This is a genomic window from Halomonas sp. SIMBA_159, assembly GCF_046536035.1.
GTDB classification, from domain to species: Bacteria; Pseudomonadota; Gammaproteobacteria; order Pseudomonadales; family Halomonadaceae; genus Vreelandella; species Vreelandella venusta_A.
The window spans coordinates 1-247 of sequence record NZ_JAWJBT010001253.1 but is presented as its reverse complement, the minus strand read 5'-3'; the positions used below and the strand labels follow the sequence as shown (position 1 = coordinate 247).

General features: G+C 38.5%; 1 protein-coding gene. It reads right to left on the bottom strand.

All coding sequences use genetic code 11. The features are described 5' to 3' along the window. On the bottom strand, positions 1–247 hold a 247-nt coding region (locus R0J87_RS23275), incomplete at both ends, for a hypothetical protein (protein WP_498889337.1).

The window sequence follows — 247 nt, the reverse complement described above, 5'->3', positions numbered from 1 at the left end:
ATAGCGTTGATAAGGAATCCCAATCCGATAATAATTTGCGCGATCGCGCTGACAAATTCCACTTGCAATCAAACTTAAATTTTCAGGAAAATCAACCTGTTTTAAGCCGGTTCCAATCACCCACACTTGCGAAATCTCTAACGGTAAATCACTCAGTTTTCTCCAAATTTGATCATATCCCTGACGACGATCTAAAAAAATAAACTCACTGGTTAAAGACGGATCTCGAATCTGATTTAAAGCCAAG